The organism is Micromonospora coriariae, assembly GCF_900091455.1.
GTDB classification, from domain to species: domain Bacteria; phylum Actinomycetota; class Actinomycetes; order Mycobacteriales; family Micromonosporaceae; genus Micromonospora; species Micromonospora coriariae.
Genome location: NZ_LT607412.1, coordinates 1602701 through 1628281, shown reverse-complemented (window position 1 = coordinate 1628281; position 25581 = coordinate 1602701). Strand labels below are relative to the sequence as shown.

16 protein-coding genes and 1 pseudogene are annotated in these 25581 nt (G+C 64.2%); 8 read left to right on the top strand and 9 right to left on the bottom strand.

Annotation, left to right across the window (positions count from 1 at the left end; translation table 11 throughout):
* Positions 1-76: 76 nt before the first annotated feature.
* From GA0070607_RS07535 to GA0070607_RS07515, 5 genes are read right to left on the bottom strand one after another with little or no spacing between them, the layout of a single operon-like run.
* The gene (locus tag GA0070607_RS07535) at positions 77-2842 is read right to left on the bottom strand and encodes a sigma factor-like helix-turn-helix DNA-binding protein (RefSeq protein ID WP_089017543.1); all 2766 of its coding nucleotides are present in this window, start codon (positions 2840-2842) and stop codon (positions 77-79) included.
* Positions 2843-2880: 38 nt separating this feature from the next.
* On the bottom strand, positions 2881-4890 hold the full coding sequence (locus GA0070607_RS07530) for an AIPR family protein (protein WP_089017542.1): 2010 nt from the start codon (positions 4888-4890) through the stop codon (positions 2881-2883).
* A complete protein-coding gene (locus tag GA0070607_RS07525; RefSeq protein ID WP_089017541.1) occupies positions 4887-5894 on the bottom strand; it encodes a PD-(D/E)XK motif protein in 1008 nt (335 codons plus the stop codon). Before GA0070607_RS07525 ends, GA0070607_RS07530 begins: the two co-directional genes overlap by 4 nt.
* Positions 5891-8689, bottom strand: coding sequence for a Z1 domain-containing protein (locus tag GA0070607_RS07520; RefSeq protein WP_089017540.1), 2799 nt, complete (start codon positions 8687-8689; stop codon positions 5891-5893). The genes GA0070607_RS07525 and GA0070607_RS07520 overlap by 4 nt, the downstream gene beginning before the upstream one ends.
* Positions 8690-8736: 47 nt before the next feature.
* A complete protein-coding gene (locus tag GA0070607_RS07515; protein WP_089017539.1) occupies positions 8737-10215 on the bottom strand; it encodes an ATP-binding protein in 1479 nt (492 codons plus the stop codon).
* Between the two features lie 503 nt (positions 10216-10718).
* Here GA0070607_RS07515 and dcm point away from each other — a divergent pair.
* Complete coding sequence (gene dcm / locus GA0070607_RS07510; protein WP_231930891.1) at positions 10719-12506, top strand: DNA cytosine methyltransferase; 1788 nt, start codon at positions 10719-10721, stop codon at positions 12504-12506.
* 18 nt (positions 12507-12524) lie between these two features.
* Here the strand turns inward: dcm and GA0070607_RS07505 are convergent, their stop codons facing one another.
* Together GA0070607_RS07505 and GA0070607_RS07500 are read right to left on the bottom strand one after the other, a co-directional pair.
* Positions 12525-13829 (bottom strand): ATP-binding protein, encoded by a 1305-nt coding sequence (locus GA0070607_RS07505; RefSeq protein ID WP_089017538.1) that lies wholly within the window; start codon positions 13827-13829, stop codon positions 12525-12527.
* Positions 13830-13871: 42 nt separating this feature from the next.
* Positions 13872-14345 (bottom strand): very short patch repair endonuclease, encoded by a 474-nt coding sequence (locus tag GA0070607_RS07500; protein WP_231931127.1) that lies wholly within the window; start codon positions 14343-14345, stop codon positions 13872-13874.
* Between the two features lie 346 nt (positions 14346-14691).
* Between GA0070607_RS07500 and GA0070607_RS34090 the strand changes: the two are divergent.
* The 7 genes and pseudogenes from GA0070607_RS34090 to GA0070607_RS34080 form a co-directional block, all read left to right on the top strand.
* A pseudogene (locus GA0070607_RS34090) lies at positions 14692-15011 on the top strand (helicase); the annotation flags it as partial.
* Positions 15012-15279: 268 nt separating this feature from the next.
* A complete protein-coding gene (locus GA0070607_RS07490) occupies positions 15280-16782 on the top strand; it encodes an ATP-binding protein (protein ID WP_157743102.1) in 1503 nt (500 codons plus the stop codon).
* Complete coding sequence (locus GA0070607_RS07485) at positions 16782-19496, top strand: Z1 domain-containing protein (protein WP_089017536.1); 2715 nt, start codon at positions 16782-16784, stop codon at positions 19494-19496. The genes GA0070607_RS07490 and GA0070607_RS07485 overlap by 1 nt, the downstream gene beginning before the upstream one ends.
* The gene (locus GA0070607_RS07480) at positions 19496-20485 is read left to right on the top strand and encodes a PD-(D/E)XK motif protein (RefSeq protein WP_089017535.1); all 990 of its coding nucleotides are present in this window, start codon (positions 19496-19498) and stop codon (positions 20483-20485) included. The genes GA0070607_RS07485 and GA0070607_RS07480 overlap by 1 nt, the downstream gene beginning before the upstream one ends.
* Entirely contained in the window at positions 20478-22556 is a 2079-nt protein-coding gene (locus tag GA0070607_RS07475) for an AIPR family protein (RefSeq protein ID WP_089017534.1), read from the top strand. The genes GA0070607_RS07480 and GA0070607_RS07475 overlap by 8 nt, the downstream gene beginning before the upstream one ends.
* Before the next feature lie 104 nt (positions 22557-22660).
* Positions 22661-23125 (top strand): helix-turn-helix domain-containing protein, encoded by a 465-nt coding sequence (locus tag GA0070607_RS34085; protein WP_456299229.1) that lies wholly within the window; start codon positions 22661-22663, stop codon positions 23123-23125.
* Positions 23031-23369, top strand: a complete 339-nt coding sequence (locus tag GA0070607_RS34080) for a helix-turn-helix domain-containing protein (protein ID WP_456299228.1) — start codon at positions 23031-23033, stop codon at positions 23367-23369. Before GA0070607_RS34085 ends, GA0070607_RS34080 begins: the two co-directional genes overlap by 95 nt.
* Positions 23370-23657: 288 nt before the next feature.
* Here the strand turns inward: GA0070607_RS34080 and GA0070607_RS07460 are convergent, their stop codons facing one another.
* Positions 23658-24188: a flavoprotein gene (locus GA0070607_RS07460; RefSeq protein ID WP_089017531.1), complete on the bottom strand. Its 531-nt coding sequence runs from the start codon at positions 24186-24188 to the stop codon at positions 23658-23660.
* Positions 24185-25432, bottom strand: a complete 1248-nt coding sequence (locus tag GA0070607_RS07455; RefSeq protein ID WP_157743101.1) for a helix-turn-helix transcriptional regulator — start codon at positions 25430-25432, stop codon at positions 24185-24187. Before GA0070607_RS07455 ends, GA0070607_RS07460 begins: the two co-directional genes overlap by 4 nt.
* Between the last annotated feature and the right edge of the window lie 149 nt (positions 25433-25581).

Genomic DNA, 25581 nt, shown 5'->3' with positions numbered 1-25581 from the left:
GGTCGTCGCGAGCGACCAGCGATCGGGCCGCCAGCGGCCCCTTGCGTCGTCTCCGTCAGCCGTGTTGCCGTTCGCCTTACGCACGCAGGAGCCGGGTCGTGCTCCTGTAGCGTTCAGCCGCCGCGCTGCCCGGCTCGAAGTACTCAACGAGGCCCGCCGTCGTGTCATCAGGGCCGAAAATCGACACCGAACGCATCTCAGCCGCAGCCTGGGTGATGCTGAACGCTTCATGCTCGCGGATCCAGCAGACGATCCGCTCCCCATGCGTCCGGGACCTGCAGACTGTGACGTTCGCGCGGAACCTTGAGGCGTCCACAGAGCTGTCATCGACGTACCTGGCCCAGCCCGTGATCTTTTCGCCGTCATGCACGGGAACATCGGCGTGCAGCTGGTAGGCCAGCACGGCCGCCTCCGCCTCGTGCGGCCGAACCCAGCCGACACTGCGATAGCCCGTCGGCACCGGCACCCAGCCTTTGCCGGCCAGGAGTTGATCGTCGTCCTGATCCACGGATCCGCTCTCGGTCAGCTCGTCCGTGCCTGTGCTGTGGTTGTCTAGGTCGTCATTGGCCGTTGTCTCGTTCCCGCCATCTGCCTCGCCGGGTCCGCTCTGCGCTGTCTCCGCAGCGGCGCGATCAACGACCTCAGCCTGGTTCGCCCACTGATGCCGGGGGCGTGTCCAAACCTGCTCCAGGAGCCCCGCGATGTCGTCGTCGCCGCGCTGCCGGTAGGCCGCAAGAATACGACGAGGCTTCGCATCGAGCGGAAGACCAGCCGCGTCGGCGAGCGCCATCGTCGCCTCTTCCGGGGTCCCGACTCCCTCGGCGCCGATCAAGGCCACGGCCTGGTCGAGCTGGTCCGCCTCCGGGTCGACCGGATCCTCGATGGAGAGGTTGAAGCGCTCGTACGGACCGAACTCGAGGAACGCCATCTGTCCCTCGCGCGCTTCGAGCCGATCCAGGAACCTCTTGATGGTGCCGCTCGCAGGCTGGAGCCCTGTCCATCGGATGCTCTGAGTGCCGAGATCCGACTCCAGCTCCACCACCTCCCCTTGAGCGCATCCGACGAGGTTTGCCACGCCAGAGGGGACAGGGAAGCCGGATCCGCGAAGGTGGTCCCGGGTGATGGTGATGCGGAACTTCCACCAGTCGTCGTGTCGGAAGAGTCGGCGGGTGGCGGTTGGGGCCTTACGCGGTGCCACCGGCGATTCACGACGTCGCACGACGCCCTGTGCGATCTCGTAGTCGCCGTTGCCGGCATAGGCTTGGACACTGCTGGGAGATACGTCGAAGCGGCTGGTGATCGACTCGATCAGGCGGCCGATCTCGATTTCGCCTCCCGTTGCTGCAAGCTCCAGGCCGATCTGCTGCCGGATGGACGTGTACTCCTCCATTTCCCAGCTGGCGAGCCCCCACGTCGCCCGGTCGGTCCTGACGAAGCGCTCGTCCTCGCCCAGCTGGTTGGCGAGGCTACGGATGCTGTTGTCCCGGCCCATGTGCAGCTGCAGCTCGTCGATGTGGAGAGGCTCGCCCGTCGCTGCCAGCAGCCCTGCCGCATGGTCGCTGAGCGATCGGATGCGGGTCAGGATCTGGTTGTTGTGCAGCGTGTAGCCGCACCAGGTCAACCAGGCGAGCAGCTCGGTCCTGGGCATGGTGGTGGCTGCGGTGACCGCGGCGAGGTCAACCAGACCGTGCTCAGTTGCGAAGTCCTCGAGTAGCGTTCGCGTCTGCTCGCGGGCTGTATTCACGTCGGGCGCGGCGGCCCACCCGTCGGTGACCTCGAAGTAGTCATCGAGGCGGTCGAGCACCAGCCACAGCGGCACGTCGACGCCGGGAACGTCACGGGCGAGATCAGGGTGCAGCGTGATCAGGCGGTCCAGCGCGGCGATCGGTTGGATTTCAGCTCGGAGACTGGCGAGGAGATTGCCAATGCTGGTGCCGAAGTGGAAGCTCCCGGCGAGCAGGTCCCTGATCTTGTTCTCGATCTGACGCACACGCTCGCGCGATAAATCGAACTCGCTCGCAAGTTGGGCGAGCTTTTTCGGGGGTCTGCCGAGGAATCTGTCCCGCAGGATCCGCAACTGTCGATCATCGAACTCCGACAGGAGGGCGGTGAACTCGAGGACGGGATCGGAGCTGCCGCTGTCTGCGGCGATGTCTCCGGCGGTCAGGGAGTTCAGCCGAAGCGCCACCTCCTGGATTTGCTCGGGCGCACCGTCGTCGATGACGACCTTCAGCAGCGACTGCTCGCCGCGTTGTCGGATGTGGCGCCACGCTGCCAGTTGCCCGAGGTCCTCGAGCAATTGTGCCTGCGCCGGGGGCAGCACTGCTGCCGACGCAGTCTCCGCTTGCTCCTCGCTCTCGAAGCGGTCGCTGGCGTTCGGATCACCCGAGCGGATGATGGCGGCGGACACGAGCGCGGAGATGACCTCCTCGACCGTGCCCTGTCCCGTGCCGCGGACGTCATACAGGTCCCTGACCGACAACGACTCAAGATCAGCGAAGTTCTGCGCCTGAAGTCTCTGGAACGCGGTTCTGGCCCGGGCTCCGCTCGACAGGGTGGACAGGGGCAGGCTGCGGGGGACGGTCGGGAAGCTGGGTCCGAAAACCTCCTCCGAGTGCCGTACCAAGAAGAGTCGGGCGAGGTAACGACAGAGAGCGTCATGCTGGGCCGTCATCGTCGTGACCGCAGGCGACTCCGTGAGCCACCAGTCCGGCGAGGGCGTGAGCTCGGTGAGTTCCCGTGCGGTTGCGGGAGTGTGGTGAGTGAGCCAGGGCAGCACCTGGATCCAGGACGCGTCGTGGTACGCCTCGGGAGGTAGATCCGCGAATGCCGCGCTGGTCACAGTGTTCCTTTCATTCTCGTTCGGTGCGCGCCACGACGTCAGGGCGCGCTCTTGAACCCGAGCCGCTGTGCCTCGGCCATGACCCGCAGTACCTGCGATGCCTGCTTTTCGGCAACCGGCCAGCTGTTGTTGATATAGCGGCCGACAGTCTCCGCCAGTTGTCGCTGCCAGGGCTGGAGATTCCTCGTCTCCTTGGCCCATTTGGCCAGAGCGAACCATCCGGGGGCGGAGACAGCCATCACCAGAGCGACATCGCCTGCGGTGGTTTCATCCGAAGCTGTCGGAGCGCTGTCCTCCAGCGGCTGGTCCGCCAGTTCGGCCGCGAGATCGTCGGGGACCGTCCATGGGATGGCGAGCACCGACTCCCAGCAGTCCGGACGCTTTGCCCATTCGCCGATGTTGGCGCCTCCTCGGAGCGGGTTGACGATCACCTCGCGGACGGGCGCGCACAGGTCGTCGAGAGCAGCGGCGAGCGCGGGCGACAGCCCCTGCTCCCGCCAGATGCGGTCCAGGTCCACCCGCCGGTTGGTGGCCTCCACGAGCCGAGCTATCGAATATGAGGTGATGTTGATTTTGTAGCCGCCGAAGTCTCGCGCTGCAACGATCTTGTCGGTGGCCTTGAACAGCATTGCCTTGGCGAGCAGACGCTGCGCGTAGCTCTTGTCAACCTCCGGGGCATTGTCACCCATCCGCATCATGAGCTCGCGGAAGTTCTTCTCAGCCCCTCGACTCACCAGGTAGGGAAGTCCGGCCCATGAGTGAATGAACTTGGCAGCATCAGCCTTGGTGAACTTCTGCGCGGTCGGATGCAGGCTCTTGAACTTGCGCTGATTGGCTGGGGTGCGTTCGCGGGCTAGGGCGTCGGTGTACTGCCCTCGGGCGCGTTCGTAGAACCACTTCGTCTCCTGCCCGCTTCCGTCCGCAGCCGGTGCCCAGAGTGATCGCGTGACCTGTTCGATGGCAACGTGGAACGGGTGGTTCGAGCTGAAGTCGACGACCGTGACCTTGTTCTGGGTGTTCGAGTACTTGGAGATCTCCGGAACGATTTCCTGCAGGCGGTCGGGGGAGACCCGGGTCAGCTTCATCTGTACATGGACGCGGCTGAGATCCGCCTTGTCACGCGTGTGCGCGTAGTGGATCGAGGCCGTGGTCTGACCGCCGTTGACAATTTGCAGATCATGGATCTTGCTGACCGCCTGACCGCCCTCGGGCAGTTCAGTGAACTCGACGGTCGAAGCTGTGGCGGTGATGCCATTGTTGTAGGCCAGAAAACGGTCCGGGTTGTGCAGAAGGGTGTCCCGGATCCCCTTGTTGACCCCACCCTTGGTCTGCAGGAACGACCGGACATTCAGCTCCAGCAACCGTGTGCCGTGCCGGCCGTAGAGGTCGGCCAACTCCTGTCCCGGGATGATCGCTAGGAAGACGGAGTAGTTGCGGTCGGTCTCGGGCGTCGCGAGGCAGGGGAGCGGTGGATCGAACTCGACCGCGATCGGCTCGCTGAGCGTCCCCGAGGAAGCCAGCCGGTGGAGCCGGTTGATGTCCCAGACCTCGTGGGTGACGGTGAGACCGTCCAGCTCGCCGGGCGGCAGCGTCGAAACCGCGCTGACGGTGTCCGTCAGGAGGAACAGTCGGATCCGCGGAGCGTTGGGCAGAGCCTTTTCAACCGCGACACACATGTCATGCACGTCCGACGACTCATCAATGTCCCTGGCGAGACCGTCACGGCACTTGCGCACGAAGGTCAGCAGCCGCTTGAAGTGCCCCTCAGCTTGGCTCCGAGTCAGGCGAGCTTCCTCCGGCTGAAGGCTGAACTGGGTGATGAACAGATCCAGGGTCCCGAGGGACTCGTTCATTCCGTAGCCGTTGACCTCAAGACCGAGGGCCTTGTGGTACGCGGTGAAGGTGTTCTCCACCTCGCCGGCCTGCTCCAACTCATCCAGAACACGTCGGGTGAAGGTGTCCGGAGCGGTGGCGTTCTCCGCCTCGGCTGTGGCGAGCACGTCGGCGACGAGTTCCTGCGCGTAAGCCGACAGGCTGGTCTGGCTCATGCCTCCCCCTTGACAATCCTGGCGACCCGCTCGGCGGATACACCGTACTGGTCCAGTCCGACAGTGCTGATTCGGTAGCGGCAGCCCCCGACCCCTGGCCGTAGGTCAGCCTCCGTGATGCGCGGAAAGTCGTCGGTGACGTGCCAGAAGTCCGTTCCCCGGACGGTGTAGCGGAGCTCGTCGTACAGATGCCGGTGTTCGGAAAGGTAGCCGGCACGGATGAGCCGATCATCAAGTTCTGCTCGTACCGCCGCGGACGGTGACGCCTGACGCAGGGAGTCGACGACGGCATTGAGCGACTCGCCCGAGCCGCCCCGACGTTCGTCCAGCGACAGGTGGGCCAGCAGCAGGTGGTCTGTCCCGGTGTCATCGAGCTGACGCTCGCTCGCGATGACGATGCTCCGAGGGTTTCTCCCCGTCCCCGTTTTGACCTCGATGGCACAGTTGGCCAGCTCGAAGTCCTGATTCGTCCCGATCGGCCCACGCCAGGCCGACACCGCCTCCTGAGGCGGCAGGACCGGACAAAGGTGGTCGCGTAGGACGATCAGCTCCCCGAACAGACCGCGTCGTGCCTCTTCACTGAGCCCCGTGTCGCGGATGGACTGGAGGAGATGACGCCAGTGTTCGAAGCGCTCGATGGCCGCAGTCAGAGCCTCAACGGGGCCCACCGCTGCCTGTGCGGTCGCAGCCATGTCGGCGATCAGCGGATTGAAGACCTCGCGCCGCTCGTCCACGGTGAGGACGACCCGAAGCTCGGTGCTGCCGTCGGGCGCCGTCGCGAACTCGATCACAAGACCGCGGGTGCTGGGCAACGACGGAAACTGATCGACCACCGTCTGACCGGCAGATGCCGGCACCCGCAGAAGGAGCACCCGTCTCCCGGTTGGCTGCTGAACCGCCAGGAAGATGTCGTGCGGCGATTGTGGAAAAAGCCGTCGGGCGACGATGCCGTACGGGTGGTGTTCAGCCTCGAGGGGCCCCCAGTCTTCTTCTCGGATCGTCACTCGTCCGGATCCTCGTCATCGAAGAAATCGATCTCGAGTTGCCTCCAGACGTCATTGACAACGTACTCGGTCTCGGTCGGGTGCTCCGAGAACGGGAAGCTGATCGCGAAGCCGACCAACGGAGGAAGGTTGGCGTCGTTCTCAGCCTCGGGGTGTTCGATCGGGTAGATCAGGAGTAACGGCTCCTGCACGGGCCGGAACCTCCGGAGTGGTTGCCCGGTGGGGATGTTCGGCTCCTTGAACTCCTTCCCCTTGCGGTCGGCTTCGAGCCGACGCGCTGCGCTCGTCGCTTCCAGCGCGCGTGTTCGGAGCTCACCGGAGAGATCCCTGCTCTCGTCCGCTGGACTGAGCACGCGCTTGATGGTGTGCCGTCCTTCTTCCGGTTGCAAGCCATCCGGACGGGAACGGGTCACGAGGCGAAGTCGCTGAGTGCCAATCTTGCGCGGCCTTCCGGTGGGCGTGCCCACCAGTCTCACCGTCCAACGCGACAGCTCGCCCACCGAAATGCAGCCACGGATGTACTGCGCGATGAGCGCCGGGCGCACCCGGTAGGAGCCGCGGTCGGAAATGTATCCGTCGAGGAAACCGTCAATGATCTCGGTGGGCGGCACGCCCTGCCAAACCAGGCTGGTCCCGTCGAGTACAGGAGCGTTCTGCTCGTCCAAGCCGGTGATGAAGCGTTCGAGGATGTCGAAGTTCCGCCGGACAGCCTCGGCATGCAGGCTGAAGACCGTCGTCTCAGGAAGCTCGCCGGAGTAGCTGAGCCGCACCTTGACGCCGCGTCGCATCTTGTTGGCGGCGGTGACCGCCAGCCCGGCCGGAGAAGCGCGCACGCGCAGTCCAAAGCTCTCCGGCGTCTGGCCGAGGCGCGCCATTTCCGCGAAGTCCTGACGGAGCTCGTTGTCCGCTGCCGTGATCTCACCGTACGAGTTGAAGAGCTCGGGCGTCGTGTACAGCCGGCACAGGTCCTCGTAGCCGGGGCGGTAACCGAACCAGCGGCCCATCTGCAGCAGCGTGTCGTACATACTCGACGTGCGCAGGTAGTAGCTGACGCTGAGGCCTTCCAGCGTCAGGCCGCGGGAGAGCTTGTCCGCACCCACGGCGATGACGGACAGACCGGCCTTGCGGTTCTCGTAGTACTCGAGCGCGTCGCGGGAGGTGCCGTTGACAGCCCGGACATCGATCTTCCGGAGAGCCGGTCGCAGCTCCTTCTCTACGTCGGTCCACTGGACCGGCGAGGCTTCCTCCGCCGAAAACGTCGCACTGGTGGTGGTGAAGTCCCTCTCCCACAGGAGTCGGAGTCGGGCGAGCACGTGGGTGGCTTCGCCGCCCATGCCGTCGCGGAGTCGGTCACGCGTCAGGCTGACGTGCTCGTCGATCTGGTCGCGGATCCGGTTCTGCACGCTGACGAACCGCGTGACGTGGACGAGCATGGAGTTGTGCTGCGAACCCTGTCCGCGTACCCGACGGGCGGCGCACGTCAGAATGAAGGAGTCGATCGCCTCGCGGAGTGACGGGGGAAGTTCCTCCGGCGGCACCCACTCCTTCTTGTGCCGCGGACGCATCCAGGCCTCGTGGTCATGGACGGGGCGGAAGATCGGAAGAGCTCTGATCCCGTCGTCATCCGGGTCCGTCGCGTTCAGCCCGAACACGCGCTCCGGGCCGAGGTAGTTCGAAGGCGCAGGCAGGCTCTCGATGAAGCTCTCGGGGAACAGGTCGAGCCCGAACGTGTCGTGGTCCGCCTTCGGCTTGATGTAGATGTTGGCGAAGGGCGTCGCGGTGTATCCGACGTATGCAGCCTTGTCGAAGCTGTTGAGCAGATGCCTGATCGACCGGTTGATCGTCGAGGGGTCAGTGTCATCGTCCTTGGTCGTGTCGACGGACGCGTGATCCGCCTCATCGTCGATGACGAGGAGAGGAATGTCCCGCACGACCTTGGACTTACCGTCCCCGACGGGCACGCCCTCAACCTCGACGATCCACTTGCGGACGTTCTCAAGGATGCTTTTGTGCTTCTTGATTACGAGAACGACCGGGTAGTCACCGATCGGCAGATTGAGGTTCCTGGCTATCTGCTGCTTGAAATCCCCACCTTCCGCGCTGTTCGTCAGTGAGGCGATCTTCAGCCGCTTCACGCCGGGCATCACGCCGACGCCGATGCGTGCGGTGTTCGTGGCTTCGTCATAGCGCTGCTGGTACTGCGTGTCGAAGCCGAGCAGGCCCTCATCGACCCGGAGTTGGGTCTGACTCCGGAGGCTGTTGTGGATGCCGGCCAGGATCACGATGAGCTTGTAACCGGCATCGGCCGCCTTGCTGGCGAAGCCGATGTAGTTGCCGGTCTTGCCCGACTGCACCTGGCCGACCACGAGGCCGGTACGACGCCAGGCGCCCGGACGTCGGGGGTCCTCGATCTGGCGCAGGATGCGGTCCGTGCTCTGGTCCAGTCGCCGGACGACCCGCGGCGGCATCAGGCGGACATCCTCGAGATACCGGCGGTAGCGGTCCCAGAAGTCCCAGCTGCGCTCCAGCTGAGCCTCGGTGAGCCATTCGATGTGGTTGCGATCGTCCTTCAAACCGACCGAGTCGTCCTGCCACACCGCAACCCGCGACTCGATCTCCTTGAGCAGGACGTCCCGGTCAAGCAACTGGCCGCGGGACTGCTGCATCACCCAGATCGGATCGACGCTCTCCGCGATCTCGTCGTGCGTTGCCTGACGGTCCTGAGGAAGCAGTGCGAGCACGAGCCGGATCGCCTGCTGCATCGCGTCATGGTTGTCCTGCGTCTGCGCGGTCATGTGGCCCTCCCCGTTGATCTGATGTGCGGTCGGCGGCGGTAGGGCCGTCAGCGTTGTTGCCAGAAGCCGTCGAACTGGTCGAAGGGCGGCATGAGCGCGAGGCGCTCCTTCGCCTCGCGAGGGGTGCGGCCCTGGGCGACGAACGCGGCGTAGATGCGGTTCGCCACGTCGCCCACTTCCTTGGGTGCCGCTCCGAGGAAAGGCTCGGGGTCATCCGCCACGTCACCGTCGTGCATGATCCGCAGCGCGGCCACCGGGACGGTCTCTTCAAGCAGCCTGATCAGCGCCTTGGCGTCGACGGCCGCATCGGGGCCGCCCTGCATGACCTCCCGCACCAGCGGATGGTCGCGGTTGATGCGGCATCGGATGCTGCCGTCGCGCTTGTCCACCCGCCAGGCGTAGATGAACTCGGCGCCGTGCTCCCGGGCGGCGATCCGACCGCGGTGGCTGAGCACCTCGGCGGCCCTGCTGCGGGTCGCTGTGCCGATGCGCTGGAGATGGCGTCGAACACCTACCGGAGGCACTGCCGTCGACTTCCGCACGTCGATGGCCCATTCGGCGTCCGCCTCAGCCGGGACGTCCACCACGATCCGCGCCAAGTTGTACCGCTCGTCGCGGCGGAAACCGCGGATGCCGAGCCAGTCGCCAGCGACGATCAGCCGGTCCCGCCGGTAGACGTAGAACCCTTGCTGGTCGAGCCAGCCGGCTGGACCGGCGGCCTGTTCCTGCTGCTCGGAGTCGAGCTTCTTGGGATGGGGCAGGATGAACGGCTCGATCCGCACGGTGTGCGAACCGACGGGCAACTCTTCGGCGGGAAGTCGCTGAACCGAAGGATGGCCGCTCAGAAACGGATCCCACGCCTTTACCGGAGTGCCGTTGACCGCCATCGTGATCCGGTTCCGGCCAGTCAGGAAACGGGCGAAGACCATACCGAGGTGCTCCTCGACGCGGGTCACCTCGGTGTAGAACTGCTTCTGCGCGCGGGTGTCCTCCACCGCCAGGCCGTCGACGTCGAACCGGTGCAGACTTCGCCAGATCACGGTTGTGCCGACACCCCCGTCCGGTCGCAGCCGGGCCAGAGTTTCAGCGGTTTCGTCATCGGTGCCGTGCAGCAGGCGCCACTCGCTGGTGGCGGACACGACCGCCAGGTCCCAGGTGCGGACAGCCTCAGCTGCGCCGGCCTCGGGGCTTGTCGCAACCGTGAGTCGGGCGGCCTGCGAGAACGATGCGCTCTTCAGGCCCATACCGAACCGGCCCAGATCCTCAGATGCGCGAGCCTTGAAGGAGCCGCGGGCGGCGACCGTCATCGCGCTGACAAGGTCCTCGGTCGTCATGCCTCTGCCGTCATCCACGACCGCCACCCACGAGGCAGGGCCCGCCCAGGTGAAGTAGACGTCGATACGCCGGGCGCCGGCCGAGACGCTGTTGTCAACGAGGTCCGCCACGGCGGCCTCGACGCTGTACCCGAAGGACCGGAGGGATGTGATGGTTCCGGCGGGATCCGGGTTGGCGATGTCGTAGCTCAAAGCAGGTCGGCTCCAGTCGGGCACGGAGCTCGGGGGCGCCGCACAGTTGCGTTCGTTGCTGTCCGACCGGATCAGCGCCTCCCCGATGTGCGGGCGCAACGTTGGACCTGGATACAGACAGCGCGAGTATAGGGAGGTGATGCTCCTCTCACGCGGTGCGCCAAGATCGTTTATTGCGCTTCCGGTCGTTACATGCCTTTTGCACACGATGCTTCCAACCGTATGGATGGTTGGTTGCTCAGGTCAACGGTCGGGTTGACAGCAGCACGCAATGAGTCGGCGGTGTGTCGGGATGGGCGATCGTCGACACAGGCGACCTGGCGGTAATCTGCCTGATCGTGACCAGTGAAGACCAGCCCCCAGCCGCCCCTGTTCGTCGCCGCGGGTACGGGGTCAAGCTGGTTCGCGGTCCTTTCCTTCGCCTCGCTCCTCACCCTGACGCCTGCTCGGAGCCCGAGGAGCTCGTCTCCTTGGCATCGAGGCTCAGGGCCAGTGGCGGCCGTTTGGCCGCCGACCTGTTCAGCGGTGCTGGCGGTCTCAGTTTGGGACTCGAAGCCGCTGGATACCAGGTCGTGATCGCGGTCGACCATGACGAGGAAGCGATCGAGACCCACCGACATCACCACGGCGGGATGAGCGTCGACTGGGACCTAGGGGATCCGGAGCGGGTTCGGCAGGTGGCTGAACTGATCAAGGCGGCGGGAGTGGAACTCCTCGCTGGCGGCCCTCCCTGCCAGCCGTTCTCAAAGGCTGGGCGCTCGAAGATCAGGCACCGGGTCCGTCACGGGCTGCGTGACCCGTACGACGAGCGCCGGGACCTGTGGCGCTCCTACCTTGAGATCGCTCGCATCGCCCGCCCTCAGGCTGTTCTCATGGAGAACGTGCCGGACATGGCACTGGACAAGGAGATGTTCATCCTCCGGACCATGGTCCATGAGCTGGAGTCGATCGGTTACTCGGTCGAGGAACGCTCGGTGGAGACCTTCCGCTATGGCGTTCCGCAGTTCCGCCAACGACTCATCCTGGTGGCGCTCCGCGACGGCGCGGCTTTCACATGGCCTCAGGAACAGCGCGAGCGGGTGACGGTCTGGAATGCCATCGGCGACCTCCCGGAAGTGGAAGGCGGATGGCGGCCGGCGGGTGGCGCGGAGGGCTGGACCGACTACGACCGACCGCAGAGCGAGTTCCAGCGGCGCATGCGGAAGTCGGTGCCCGAGGACGACGCAAACAAGATCTTCGACCACGTCACGCGGCCCGTCCGCGAAGACGACGCTCGCGCCTTCGAGGCGATGGACGCCACCACTCGGTACCGGGATCTCCCGGACGACGTCAAGCGATACCGCGAGGACATCTTCGACGACAAGTACAAGCGGCTCGACGAAAATAACCTGTCGCGCACGATCACGGCACACATCGCCAAGGACGGCTACTGGTACATCCATCCGCGGCAGAACCGCACCATCACGGTTCGCGAGGCGGCGCGGCTTCAGACGTTCCCGGACTGGTTCCGCTTCGCCGGGCCACCGTCTGCGGCGTTCCGCCAGATCGGTAATGCCGTTCCCCCGCTGCTGGGGGAGCATCTCGCCGGCGCTGTCCGCGCGGCTCTGGACGATCCGCGACCGGTGCCCGCGACGACGCAGGACATCGCTGCGCTTCTCGCCGCGTGGTTCGACAGCGCTGCGGTCCGCGGCCTTCCGTGGCTGAGGGCGGAAACCCGCTGGCAGGTGATTCAGGCCGAAATGCTTCTGGACCGCGCGCCGGCCGAGGTGGTGCGCTTCATCTGGCCACTCCTGGCCCGCTGGCGTGAGCCGCAGGAGACCGTCCTCGCGGAGGCTGAGCTGCTGGAGATCAGCAAGTGGGCTGGGCGGCCGGGCCGAGCCGGGGCGATTCTGGAACTGGCCGGCCGGCTCGCCGACAACCCGGAGCTGCTCCATGACGACGACCAGCTCCGCCAAGTCCCGGGGCTCACCGAAGCGGTGGCCGATCTCGCGATTCTCGTGGTGCCCGCACACAGCGAAGAGGAGTCCGAGGAGCCCGTTCTTGTGACGAAGGGCGTACTCCGGGTTGCCGCCCGCTTCAGCGGTGATCCTGTCGATCGTCGGAACCGGCTCACGGACGGCCGCTTGGAGATCGCCCGAATGATCGGCGCTGATTCGGACGCCCGGCGAGCCCATCTGGGTCTGGTCGAGCTGGCCAACAGTCTGTGCCGACCGGTGGATCCGGAATGCAACGCCTGCCCGCTCCAGAAGCTCTGCTCGGAGTCCCGCGCGGACCCGCTACGGCTCTTCTGAGCCGGGTCCGTCAACGGCTCACGGCTCCAATCCCAACGACTGGGCGATCTCCGGGGCGTCCTTGCGCAGGGTCGCCGCGATTCGTTGCCAGGCGGCCCACTCGCCGGACTGCATCGCCGCCGCTCGCAGGGCGAGCCCGGTGGTCGTCGCCGCCTGTGTGGCGGACCGCACGTCGGCTGACGCGCTGAGGTCCAGGGGCAAGGGCTTTGCCTTCACCCGGGCGCTCTTGCGGTAAGCGTCGTTGGCGTAGCCGCACAGCTCGTTGACCGGCACCTCCAGCATCTGACGCAACTGGGCCGGTAGCGACACCCGCATCTTCGCGACGTTGATATTGAAGGCCGAGTCGAGGTCCGTGCTGAAGTCGAGCGAGGCCCGGGCCATCTTGGTGTGCTCGTCGATGCCGCGGATGGCACTCCAGCCGCCCCACTGAACCAGTCGGTCGGCCCGGTAGACGTAGAGACCCTGCTGCCGGTTCCAGTTCAACGGCCCCGACAGTCGCTCGAACTCGCTTGGACTGGAAAATCTGTCACGGGACGGCAGGATGAAACGGCGAAGGTCAACATGGCCCGAGACATCGCCGGCGGCGATCTCAAAGCGCTGCGCGGGCAGCTCGGAAAGGCAGTCCTCGTCAGGAGCGAACGGGTTCCATGCCCGCACTTTCTGACCGTTGACGGTGATGACGAGCGGAGTGCGTCCGCCGACGCCTTCGAGGAATCGATGGAACACGATTCCGAGATGTTCCGCCGTCTTTGTTGCCAGCGCTTCCAGTCGCCGGCGTGCCCAGCCCCCCTCGGGACGCTTCTCCGGCAGCACCCGGTCGAGGTTGCGCCAGAGGACGACAGTCCCGGTGCCCTCGGCCAGCCACTGACGGGCTCTGGCGATATCCGGATCCGCGCCGGGATCAATCACGATCCACTGATCCCATTCCTCGACCACGTCAAGGTCGAGGACTCGGGCTGAGGTCCGCACAACGTCGGGGGTGCTGCGGGAAATCACTGCAACCGAACGGCACTGCGACAGGGACGCGGTCTTGAGACCCAACCCGTAGCGGCCGAGATCCCCTGTCTTGTAGGAGCGACGCGTGCCCAGTCGGAGCCCCTCCAGCAGCGCACCGGGAGACATGCCGCGTCCGTCGTCGGCGATGTAGACCCGGGTCTTCGACCCGGCAAATTCGATCATCACCTCCACGCGCAAGGCGCCGGCGGCGACGCTGTTGTCGACGATGTCGGCCACTGCGGTCGGGAAGTCATAACCGATGTCGCGAAGCGAGTTGGTCAAGCGTGCAGCCGAGGGTGCGACGTCGAACCACGCCTTGCCGGGCATCTGCCCACCTCCGTCAGCTCGTCCCTGGTGACGACCAGGATGTCACAACCTACGTCCTGATCTTGAAACAGGCGCCGGCGGTGTCCGTAGATGTCGCCATGTCTGCTCCACCTCATCCGCCACGGCCACCGGGTCCTCGTGTTCCCAGAAGTGCCGAACCTGCCAGCCCAGCGCCGTCAGTGCCGCGTCCTTCTCCCTGTCCCGTTCGACGTTCCGACGCAGCTTCGCCTGCCACCACTCACGGTTGTTCTTCGGCATCACCCCGTGCTTCGGACACTGATGCCAGAAGCACCCATCAACGAAGACCGCGAGACGTGCTCTGGTGAAGGCGATGTCAGGTCGTCCCGGCAGTACAGGATGGTTGATCCGGAACCTCAGGCCGCGGCGGTGCAGTTCTCGGCGGATGAGTAGCTCCGGCTTGGTGGAGGCCCGGCGCATTCGCTTCATCTGGTTGGAGACCGCTTCACTCAACGGAGCTGGCCGACGAGCGGCCGACTCCCCAGAGCCGCTGGTCATCGTCACGCCCCCACGCTCCGTCGCAGCGACCATGTTTGCTGCACGCGTCATCCCTATCACTCGTGTCGGACAACCCTAGCGCTGTCAGATTCCGGACAGTTGCCGCTTCCGTCGATGGAATGCAGCCTTCAGAGGCAGGGGGGTGACTCCTCGTTTGCGAGCCGTCATCGTGCCAGTGCTGCAGCTCACAGGGTTGAGCCTCTCCGTGCTGCCAATTCAGAGGAGGTTGTCGCTCCAGGCAACATCGTTGGTCCAGTCCTGAGTGCGAAGGCCCTGGTCCAGCTTGCCGGAAAGAGATCGGGGGTCCCGCTAGCAGGAATTTCGCCGGTAGTGTCCGGGGACGCCTTTGTGGGGAGGTGGGACCGATGCTTGCCGGGCTGGAAGACCGCCCGCGGTCGAGGCGGGACGGGTGATCAAGGCCGTGCTGGCCGATCTACTCTCCGGTGAACACCGTGGGATGGTGGTCGACTCGCCGCCTGGGGCCGGCGCGACCCTGGTGGTGCGCGCCGCCCTCGATCTGGCCGCCGCCGGCGAGTGGCTGATCATCATCGCGCAGACCAACGAGCAGGTCGACGACCTGGTCGACCGCCTGGCCGCACGGCGGCCGAGCTACGCATCGGCCGGTTGTCCGCCGCGGACGACAAGCCGTCCGAGCTGGTCAGGGCCCCAGACCCCCTCGTGGCCCTGGCCGATCCGGGACAGTCCAGCAGGAATCCCGGCTGGGGGAGCGCCGCGGCGGCGACCGCCTCCACGCGCCCGGCGCCGACCCAGGCCACCCAATCCCTGATCGCCTTCGACCACTGACCGTTCGACCACTAACCGGCAGTCGGAACTACTCGTCTAGGACAACGTACCTGAACAGTGGACTGCAACAACCACCCTGAAGATCATCATAGGTGGCACGTGGGGTGGTTCAGGGACACGAGGGGGAAGCTTGCTAGACGGAAACGTTCCGTCGGACGCCGGGAACTTCGGGTTCGAGGCGCGTCCGAGCGCGGCAAGCCTGGTAGAGAGCCTGCGCGATTTTGGCTACAGCTTGGAGACCGCCCTTGCCGACATCGTCGACAACTCCGTATCTGCCGACGCAACGCGTGTCGAAATCTTCGCCAAGTTCGATGGATCCGACTCCGCCATCGGGATTTTGGACGACGGGTACGGCATGGGCGCTGAGCAACTGCACCTGGCGATGCGCCTCGCGAGCACCAGCCCCTCCGAAGGACGCCAGCCCGACGACCTAGGACGATTCGGCATGGGCATGAAGACTGCATCGTTTTCCCAGTGCCGACGGATGACGGTGCTGACAAAGCAGTCGGAGGTCATCAGTACCGCCCGGTGGGACCTGGACGAGGTCAGCCGCCGAGACGAGTGGTACGTCAGCCGGCCCCCAGCCACCGAAGTCCCCTGGTCCGACCGTGTCGGCGAGACAGGCACGCTGGTGGTCTGGCAGAACTTGGACCGCATTGTCAGCGGAACTGACGATGGAAACGACTCTCGAACATTTGCAAGGCGCGTCTCCGAGGCGGCATGTCATCTAGAGATGGTCTTTCACCGATTTTTGGAGCGCGAGGGCGGTCATCGCACCATACGAATCTCAGTCAACAGCCGAGAGCTCGCTGCGTTCGATCCTTTCGCCCGCAAGTACGCCGCGACCATCGCCGGACCCGTGGAGAAAATTTGGACCAAAGCCGGCGCCGTAACGATGCAGCCCTTCACCCTCCCACATCACAGCAACGTGGACCAAGACGCGTGGGAGCGCCTAGGTGGACGGGATGGATTCATCAAGAACCAGGGGTTCTACCTCTACCGGGCTCGTCGCCTGATCATGTGGGGGACCTGGTTCGGTATCGCGAAGCAAACTGAGAGGACCAAGCTGACCAGGGTCCTACTCGATATTCCGAGTTCACTGGACGAATCTTGGAAGATCAACGTCTTGAAGGCCAGTGCAGAGCCGCCGGACTACGTGCGACGACGCCTCAAGACTCTGATCGAGGCGATTGTCGCGACATCGAAAAGAATCTACACACATCGGGGAGTCCGGAAAGCTGCGCTGGCAGAGATTCCGACATGGCAACGAATTCACACTCGCACCGGGATCCGCTATCAGATCAACTCCGAGCACCCTCTGATCCAGTCGATGCTCGCGGATCTCCCCGCCGACCGCCGCACCCAGCTCCTGACTGTCCTGAACGTGTTCTCGCGGACCCTGCCAGTGGACAGCCTCCTGCACGATATGAGTGAGGCACCCGACCGAGTCAACGCCGCTTCGGTCAGCGTCGAAGAGCTGAGCGAGATCACTCGGAGTACGGTCGCCTCGCTGCTGCAGCGCGGGCTCAGCTGGGAGCGGATCACGAGGATGCTGAAGTCATCCCCTCCGTTCGACGCCAATTGGGAAGAGACCGCAAGAGTCGTCGACCAGATAATGACGGAGGAAACCTGATGTCAGCCGAGCTTGGAGTGATCGACGCTCTAGACCGAGTGGTCACCGCCGAGCTGACCAGCTTGCCGGCGGACCAGCTTACTCCTCAATTGATCCGTACGACAATTGATGACTTCCGGCCGCTGCCCAAATTCAGTTCGGTCTCGGACGATGACGCCGAACAACTCGCGCGTCTTCTTGAGACCCGACATGCTGTGATCTTGACCATCGGGAACGTCGTCAAGGTGAAGCACGAACCTTGGCTCCCGGACGCTAAGGCGTCCATCGATCCCTATTATTGGCTGAGGTACAGAAAGCTGTTGTCCACGAAGGGCATGGGTGTCCCCGTCCTGGCGACACTGGGCGAAGTGTCCGACCGCACTCTCGGCTTGCTGGGAAATCCTCGGGAAGCTGGTGTGTGGGCCCGGAAGGGTCTGGTGCTCGGAAACGTCCAGTCCGGCAAGACAGCGAACTACCTCGGACTGGTCTGCAAGGCCGCCGACGCAGGCTACCGGGTGATCATTGTCATCGCGGGAATCCACAACAACCTCCGAAACCAGACGCAATCCAGGGTGGACGAGGGGTTCATCGGCTTCGAGAAGGGAGCAGGCAAAAACAAGCTCGGCAAGGTCGTAGGCGTCGGCCGGATCGATCTGCAGCGCCGCCCTTCACACTTCACCAGCTCGACGAAGGACTTCAGCCAAGCCGCAGCCAGTCAGGTAGGCGTTCCACTGCAGAATCTGAACGAGCCTGCCGTGTTCGTTATTAAGAAGAATGCCAACACTCTTGCCAACCTGACCCAGTGGCTGAAAACCAGCCTGCAGGGCGGCCGCATCAACTCTCCCCTGCTGCTGATCGACGATGAGGCAGACAACGCATCGATTAACGTCAGCCAAAATCCCAACGCGGCGTCCACCATCAATGCGCAGATCAGAGAGCTTCTCGCCATGTTCGAGCGCAGTTCGTACGTAGGCTACACCGCCACGCCTTTCGCCAACATCTTCATCGACCCTGAGAGCGATGATGAGATGCTTGGCCAAGACCTCTTCCCGCGCGATTTCATCGTCAGCTTGGACCCACCTAGCAACTACCTTGGTGCCAGAAGGGTGTTCCTCGAATCGCCGGACGAGTTTTTGCGACCCATTAACGACTCGGACGACGTCATCCCGGTCAAACACCGGATAACGCAAATCATCGAAGGTTTGCCTGACAGCCTGCGGTTCGCTGTGCGGGCGTTCTTGCTGGTCAGAGCCATCCGGATCCTCCGCGGAGGGGCATTGGAACACAATTCGATGCTGATCAACGCGTCTCGGTTCACCCGAGTGCAGTCCCAACTCCGGAATCACGTGCACTCCTATCTTGAGGAGCTGCAGAACGCGCTCCGTATCAGCGGGGCGCTCGATCCGGTCGAGGCTCGTGCAGTGCCCGAGATTTTTGAATTGGAGAACACTTGGAAGACCGAGTACGGCGAGGCCGGTCAACGGTGGGAGGATGTCCTCAGAGTCCTCCACGATGCCGCCGCGCCCATCCGCGTCGTTGAGGTCAACAACAAGTCGGCCGGTAAGCTGAACTACAGCGACTTCGAGAACGGCCTCAACGTCATCGCGGTTGGCGGATTCTCCCTCTCCCGAGGTCTGACCCTGGAAGGCCTCAGCATCACGTACTTCCTACGTAGCTCGGTCATGTACGACACATTGATGCAGATGGGCCGCTGGTTCGGCTACCGACCCGGTTACGAGGACCTTTGCCGGATTTGGATGCCGGAGGACGCGCAGGGATGGTACGCACACATCGCCGAGTCGATCGAGATGTTACGCGACGATTTGAAAGATATGGAGGCCTCGGGCGCCACTCCTGAGGACTTTGGTTTGCGGGTCAGAAGCCATCCAGACAGTCTCATCGTTACGGCGCGTAACAAAATGGGGACAGGCAAGCGCTTCGTCGTCAGCATCGGCCTCGGCGGGTCGCAAATCGAAACCACACCCGTGTCTGCACGTGACTCTGACTACAACGTCCGGCGCATCCGTTCACTTGTGACCGCCGTCCACGCCTCCGGCGTAACACCAATACCTCTCGGCGGCAGCTGGCTATTTTCCAGTGTTTCGCCGGAACTCGTGGCATCATTCGTGCGCGATTACAAGCAGGATCCAGGCTCGACCAAGACGCAGAGCGGACCCGTCGTCGCTTACATCGAAGAGCGTGCTGCGTCCACGCTTCGGAGTTGGGACGTCCTGCTCGTCGGCCGGCAACCCAGCGTGAAGGAGCCGCTGGTTGAGCGAGCCGATTACGAGACCTTGAACGATCTGCGCGTCGTTTATCAGAAGCGGTCTACCGGGTCCCGCTCGAGCGGGAACACCTTGTACATCGGGAACAACCAAAAGGTGGCATCACGGGGCATCGAACGCGCTGGTATGCCGGACGCCCAGCGCGAGGCTGCAGAGGAGCACTATCGGCGAGACAACCCCTCGCCGGACGGGGATCCTGTGAACTATCCTGACGTCGCATACCGCCGTTTCCGGGCGAAGCCACTGCTCATGTTGCACCTGGTACGCCTAACGACTTCGAGCGACGGCGGCGGGCCCAACTTACCGGCTCTTGTGGCCGCTTGGGGGATCAGCTTCCCGCCGTCACCTCCGGGACAGTCGGAGAAGCGAGTCGAGTTTGTCGTGAACACCGTCTGGTTCCGCGAACACTTCGGTGTCGACTCGGACGACGAGCTTGAGGGCGAAGACTGATGAGCGATCCCTGGGCGGGTCTGCGCCCCGCGACCACGATGGGTACCGCCACAGCAGTCCGAGCCGATCCGGGCCACCGCTGGGACTGCTACTGGGCGAGGGACGCTAGGGGGCGCAGGGCTTGGACCATGTCCGTTCAACCGTCCTCGATCGGCGACGCGACGCTGCCGGAACTGCGTGGCGTCGAGCTTTCTTTCGGCGACGCAGACAAAGCGGGCAAGGTGCACCTCTGGCTTGCGCTGAAGGATGCGGGGTCGACGGACCTATTCCACCGCCTCTGCGTCGACATTATGGAGGCAGCCGGCCTGGCTCCTACTGAGTCGGACGCGGTCCGGAGGGTAATTGCCCGAACCTGGCGCTGGCACCACCTCATGCGGGGAGCTCCTTCACATGTCCTCACCAACTCGGAGCAGAAGGGATTGGTCGGCGAGCTCAGGCTCATTCAGGAGCATCTGATTCCGTCGATCGGCGCTAAAGAGGCGGTAACGGGATGGTGGGGTCCGCTGGACGGGCCTAAGGACTTCGAGTTTTCTCCGACTGCCATCGAGGTGAAGACGCAGCGGGGCGGAGCCGTACCGGCGGTCAGCATCAGCTCCGAGCACCAGTTGGACATGGTGTCGTTCGAAGCCCTCTACCTAGTGGTCTTCTCGGTCAACGAGATACCTCGCGAGGGCGCTGACGCGACTACGCTCCACGGCTGGGTGAGTCGCCTGCGAACTTGCTTCGAGGACCATGCGCCGTGGGCCAGTGACCTGCTGGAGTCTCGGCTGGCGGCAACTGGTTATCGGGAGGAAGACTCGTATACCAACATCTGGTCTATCGACGGAATGTCGATATATCAGGTCAGACCAGATTTCCCGAGGATCACTCCCGACATCCTACGGACTGGCATCGGTAGAGTCAGATATCAGGTTGAACTTAAAGAGATTGACAGCTTCGTCGTCACGCTTGAGACGATGCTCTCCGATCTGGAGGCTGCCCGTGGATAACGCGCTGGACATCTACCACAACCAGCTCTATCAAGAGGTCCTCGCGCACTCGGAAGCCACGGGATCGTTTGCCGAGGACTCGTTCTTTGACGTCGTGACGGAATACCTGATAACGGCCGGGGAGATCGAAACCGCCGATCGGGCGCCTTACTTGGGCGTCCGTGGCGTCCGCGTCGACGGCTACGCCGGCGATCCTCGGGAAGCCGTCGGCGTGCTAACCCTGATCATCGTCGACTTCCGGCAGGCAGAGCGGCCGGAGACGCTGACCGCAACCGACCTCCGCGCCATCAACAATCGTGCCCGCAACTTCATCCTCCGTTCGCTCGACCCTACTTTCAGGGACGGCTTGGAGCAGGCTCAACCGGCGTTTGATCTCGCTGAGATGATTGCGACGACGTGGGCTGTCGTCAACAAAGTTCGAATCATCGTGATCACCAACCGGGTGCTGAGCAGCCGGGTCGACAGCGTCCCAGCTGGCGAGATAGACGGCGTACCGATTACCCACAACGTCTGGGATCTCGGACGCCTGCACCGGTACGTCGTGGCCGGGGGTGAGCGCGAGGAGCTTGAGCTCGATCTGGTGAATGACCTTCCTGCTCCACTTCCGGCGCTCCGTGCTGCCGTGAAGGGGGCCGATTACGACGGCTACCTCGTAGTCATTCCGGGTGCCCAACTCGCGGCGATTTACGATCGATGGGGTACTCGCCTGCTAGAGCAGAATGTGCGAGTCTTTCTGCAGTCGCGTGGCTCAGTCAACAGAGGAATCAAGACGACGCTGGAATCGGCTCCACAGATGTTTTTCGCCTATAACAACGGCATATCGGCCACGGCGGAGGCTGTGGAACTCGACTCTGACGGCACCACCGCCCGGCTCACAAAGATCCGGAATCTCCAGATCGTCAATGGTGGCCAGACTACAGCTTCCATCCATGCGGCATTCGTTAACAACGTTGACCTTTCCGATGTATTCGTTCAGATGAAATTGTCGATCGTCGACTCGAACAATGCGGCCGATGTGGTGCCGAAGATTTCGGAGTACGCGAACAGTCAGAACCGCGTGAGTCAAGCGGACTTCTTCTCCAACCACCCTTTCCATGTTCGGATTGAGCAATTCTCGCGGCGTGTCTACGCTCCATCACTCGACGGTTCGCTGAAGCAGTCCAAGTGGTTCTACGAGAGAGCGCGCGGACAGTACCTAGACGCCAGGTCCGGACTGACGGCGAAGAAGCGGAAGGAATTTGATCTCGAGTATCCCCGCGAGCAACTGTTCGGCAAGACAGACCTTGCAAAATATTCGATGGCTTGGGCTGAGCAGCCTCACGTCGTAAGCAGAGGCGCTCAACGGAACTTCGCAGCCTTTGCCGCCGACGTCTCGAAGAAGTGGGAAGACTCGCCTGATTACTTTTCCGAGTCTTACTACCGGGCGTCGATCGCCAAGGCGATCGTATGGAAGAACCTTGAATTGTTGATCCCGAAACAAGATTGGTACGAGGGTGGGTATCGAGCGAACATCGTCGCATATGCGATCGCCAAGCTCGCTTTTGATCTGAGGCGTCTTGGCCGCGCCTTCGACTTCGAAGCCGTATGGCGGGATCAAGCTCTGCCATCGATTGTCAGAGATGGTCTCGTGAAGGCCGGTAGAGCTGTTCTGACGATCCTACAACGTCCCGAGGGGAACCGCGCAAACGTCACTGAATGGGCCAAACACGAAGACTGTTGGCGGGCCGTCAGCAAGGTTCACGTGGATTGGCATCCTGACTTGCGGAAGGCCACCATCGAGGGCCGCGAAGCATCTGCCCGCGCAAGGGACGGCGCACAGGACCAGCGCATCCTCAATGGCATCGCGGCTCAGACCACCGTCGTTACGGCAGGCAGAACCTTCTGGCAGGACGTTCTTAGATGGGGCCGGGAACGCCGCCACGTCACCCCTAAGGAGGTCGGAATTCTCAACGTATGTGGTGCCCTACCGATCAAGATCCCTACCGAGGCTCAGAGTCTGGTCGCGCTTGAGACCTACGGCCGCCTACGCGCGTTGGGGCTGCCGGTAGAGCTGCCGGATGATTCCCGGTAGCTACCAGTCTGGCGGCTTGGGCAGTTGGTCGATTTCGCGTTCCGTCGCGCGCACGGAATCGAGCCGGCGCCGTGGCGCGGGCGTTTGCAACCGAAGTCACCTCAATGGAGGGCGACAGCTGCCGAGTCGAAGACCGCAGCCTCGGTCGCGTCCCCGGCCATCAAAGACCCACAGCTGAACATCAACAACCAGCGAGGGGGTCAACATTCGGCAGGAGCAGAGGGGGCGGGTTCAGTCGGTCAGCGCAATGGGCTCGACGAGTCGATGAGAATGCATCGATTCGATCGAGGGAGTTGTTGATGACCGCCCATCTGACTGTGGAGCAACGGCAGTTGGCCCGCCGGTTGAGCGCTAAGGGCTTGTCGTTGAGGGAGATCGGCCGCAAGGTCGGCTGCTCGCATGAGATCGTCCGAACCGTCGTGCGCCACGAATCGAAACGCCCGGTGCGATCCGCCTCTTGCCGACCGGGAGGAAATCAGTCTTGGCCTGCGTGGCGGCGAGTCGTTCACGGCGATCGCTGCCCGGCTCGGCAAGGCCACCTCGACGGTGTCCCGGGAAGTGGGTGGTAGCGGCAGCCGGACCGACTACCGTGCCTGGCGGGCTCACCAGCGAGCGCGAGCGCGGGCCCGACGGCCGAAGACGCCGAAGCTGGCCTGTGCGCGGCTGGCCGGGAAGGTCACCGAGTGCCTGCAGGCCGGTTGGCCACCGCAAGAGATCTCGCGGCGCTTGCCAATCGAGTTTCCCCGCGATCCTCTGAAACCATCTATCAGGCGCTGTTCGTGCAGGGCCGCGGTGAGCTACGCCGAGAACTAGCTCGCTGCCTGCGCACCGGCCGAGTCAGCGCCGTGCCCGCCGGCGGTACGAGAACACCGGCCGGATCCCGGACATGGTCATGATCAGCGAACGGCCCGCCGAGGCCGACGATCGTGCGGTGCCCGGCCACTGGGAGGGCGATCTGATCCTCGGCAAAGACATCAAGTCCGCAGTGGGCACCCTGGTCGAGCGAAGCACCCATCCGAGAAGCTCGCCGAACTCCTTGCGCACACCCTTTGAACCCGCCGTCGCTCGCATGGTTGAACGCCGGTCGAAGGCGCGCATACGTCAGCTGTTTAGCCCAGCCGCAGCGCCAGAACTGCCGTGCGCGGGGGCTTGGAGGCTGTCCGCGACCATTCGCCAGTCCACGTCGGCGGGCAGCGGCGTCATGATGATGCCCGCCTCTCGGAGTAGCTGCAGGTGCCGGTCATAGGTTGGGTGCTTGGCGAGCTGCGCTTTGACGTTCGGAAACGCGTACACCGGGATGCCAGCGCCAAGCGCTTCGTTGAGGATGCCAAGCACGAGCGCGTCGTTGATTCCCTGCGCCCACTTGTTGATGACGTTGAACGTGGCCGGTACGACGGCAACGGTGGTCGCCGGGGGGTGCGGCTCAGGGTCGCCGGGCATCCGCCACTCGACCCGGACCGGATAGCCAGTCTGCCGCTGTAGCGCTTCCCGATCGATCCAAGTGGCAGCCGTCGGGCTAGCGGTGACGCATACGATCCACCCGTCTTCCTGCAGCAACTCAATCAGCTCGCCGATGCGCAGCACGGGAGGAGCGGCGCAGGCGACCAGAGACAACACACCCCGTCGAGTCATGCGAGCAGCCCGGCCCGTTCAGCCAGCGGCCGCAGCCCCGGTGTCCCCGCTCGTCGCTCCTTGGACAGCAGGTCGAGCAGGAGCATGCGCGCCTGGACGTTGGCGTGGACCATCTCGGCGGCTATCCGCTCGGCTTCGAGCAGGTGCAGGACCGATACCGATCTGTCGCCGGCCGACCTCATCGTCGCTGCCGCCAAGTCGACGTGCACCTGTGCCCTTCGGCCAACCAACCCCGTCGGCAGCCGCGAGGTGTCGAGCCGCGCTCCGATCTCCAGCGCCCGGTCCGCGTTGCCAGCCCGAACCGCGGCGGAGACCGCGTGGATAACGACGTTTGTCGGGCCAAAGCCTGTCCACAACCGGTTGCGGTCAGAGCCCAGCGTCGTTGCCAGCCCTTCGGCCTGCGTCAGGAACTGACCTGCTTCCTTCGGGTTGCCCTGTCCGGCCATCATCACGGCAGCAAGAAGCAGCAATGCGCCCTGAGCGGAGAGCAGGTCGGGGTCGTTTGCGGGGGCGGTGGTTGTCAGCCGGACGATGCTGGTCCGCACGACCTGCTCGGCTTCGGTTACCCGTCCGGGCAGCCGCATGAGACCACACGCCGCCTGGTATGCCGCAACGGCCGCAAGCGGCTGGTCGTCGGCGAGCCGCGCCGCCGTGGAAGCCCGGTCGGCGGTCAGTAAGGCGGTCTCGCCGTCGCCCACCTTGGTTGCCAGCTTTGACGCCGCGATGTACGCCGCGGCGAGCAGCCGGAAAGAACTGCTGCGATGCATCCCGGTGGACCTGCTGGACAGGTCCGTCGCCTGGCTGAGCACGTCCGGCAGCAAGCGGGAGGCGGATGTGTAGCTCGCTCGCTGGTAGAGGTTGTGCGCTCGGCCAACGCTTCGCCGCACCTCGAGGAGCGACTGAGCTGGCCCAGCGGGTGCTGTGAGGTAGTTGGTCAGGTAGGTTCGGAGGCCGTTCAACAGCTCCAGCCGGGCAGCGCCGGAAGCGGGATTAGGGGTCTCATCTCCCATGGCCTGCCCTCGATGTGTTGCCACCGACACGTCGACAAGCATGTCGTCGAGCTGTTCGAGCGTAACTCCCAACGCGGAGGCGATGCGGGTTCGATGCCAGGGCTGAGGATCCGTCTCGGCGTTCTCCCAGCGCACCACGGTTGACCGCTCCACGCCCAGAATCTCGGCAAAGCGCTCCTGGCTATACCCGAGGGCTTTGCGTCGCTGGCAGAGCCGATGTCGCTTCACGGCCACGAGCCGATCTCCCTCCGTCTGCCGCCACTGTAGTAACAGTCCGTCGATCAGGGGGTACGGAGACGCCTCATTTCTGCGTCACCGAGGCCCCTCGGACGCTGTAGTTCCTGGTCAGCTTCTTGCCGAAGCTGGGGGCATGGCCCGGGGCG

Coding starts and splice junctions, on each gene's coding strand:
- GA0070607_RS07505 (WP_089017538.1), bottom strand. CDS start 13,829: ATGCCCGGCAAGGCGTGGTTCGACGTCGCACCCTCGGCTGCACGCTTG.
- GA0070607_RS07460 (WP_089017531.1), bottom strand. CDS start 24,188: ATGACTCGACGGGGTGTGTTGTCTCTGGTCGCCTGCGCCGCTCCTCCC.
- GA0070607_RS07480 (WP_089017535.1), top strand. CDS start 19,496: ATGAGCGATCCCTGGGCGGGTCTGCGCCCCGCGACCACGATGGGTACC.
- GA0070607_RS07500 (WP_231931127.1), bottom strand. CDS start 14,345: ATGACCAGCGGCTCTGGGGAGTCGGCCGCTCGTCGGCCAGCTCCGTTG.
- GA0070607_RS07485 (WP_089017536.1), top strand. CDS start 16,782: ATGTCAGCCGAGCTTGGAGTGATCGACGCTCTAGACCGAGTGGTCACC.
- GA0070607_RS07530 (WP_089017542.1), bottom strand. CDS start 4,890: ATGAGCCAGACCAGCCTGTCGGCTTACGCGCAGGAACTCGTCGCCGAC.
- GA0070607_RS34085 (WP_456299229.1), top strand. CDS start 22,661: ATGGAGGGCGACAGCTGCCGAGTCGAAGACCGCAGCCTCGGTCGCGTC.
- GA0070607_RS07520 (WP_089017540.1), bottom strand. CDS start 8,689: ATGACCGCGCAGACGCAGGACAACCATGACGCGATGCAGCAGGCGATC.